The 647-nt window shown below is 60.7% G+C and carries 1 protein-coding gene; it reads right to left on the bottom strand.

Annotation, left to right across the window (positions count from 1 at the left end):
- Window positions 1-231: 231 nt before the first annotated feature.
- A partial coding sequence (locus IE273_RS45600) for a hypothetical protein (protein WP_229888151.1) occupies window positions 232-647 on the bottom strand: 416 nt, incomplete at its 5' end.

The following is a 647-nucleotide window of genomic DNA, read 5'->3' on the forward strand; positions in this document are numbered from 1 at the left end:
GGGCACCTTAGACGAGGTCACTCGCTCCCTTGAGCGCCGGGTCCTCTCGGACACTAAGTTGATTGGCGAGGGTGGACTAATTGACCTTGAGGGCACCTTAGACGAGGTCACTCGCTCCCTTGAGCGCCGTGAACTAGGAGGCCTCGACCTCTTGGGTACCGTGGGCTCGCTCACCAACGGTGTCCAAACCCTCCCGGTGCTCGGCAGCGTCGGCTCCATTCTTCCTGTCACTCAAGGCCTTACCTCCAAGCTTGGCTCATTGAACGGCGCCCACCAAGCCTCACCCTTGTCCACCTCCGGCTTATTGATTCCCCACTTGCTCAAACGTGACGCCGGCCTCGGATCTCTTCCATTGATCGGCTCTCTTCCTGGAGCCAGCAGCCTTTCTGCCATCCCCGGTTTGAGCAGCCTGCCCTCGATGCCGTCGCTCCCCGGAATGTCAAGCTTGCCATCGATCCCCGGAATGTCAAGCTTGCCATCGATCCCCGGCATGAGCAGCCTGCCCTCAATCCCCGGCATGTCCAGCTTGCCCTCAATCCCCAGTATGAGCAGCTTGCCCTCGCTCCCTAGCATGGATAGCCTGCCCTCAATCCCCGGCATCAGCAGCTTGACCTCCCTTCCCAAGATGGCGTCCTCGAGCATTCCCG

The sequence above is a fragment of the Streptomyces olivaceoviridis genome, from assembly GCF_014650115.1.
GTDB lineage: Bacteria > Actinomycetota > Actinomycetes > Streptomycetales > Streptomycetaceae > Streptomyces > Streptomyces olivaceoviridis.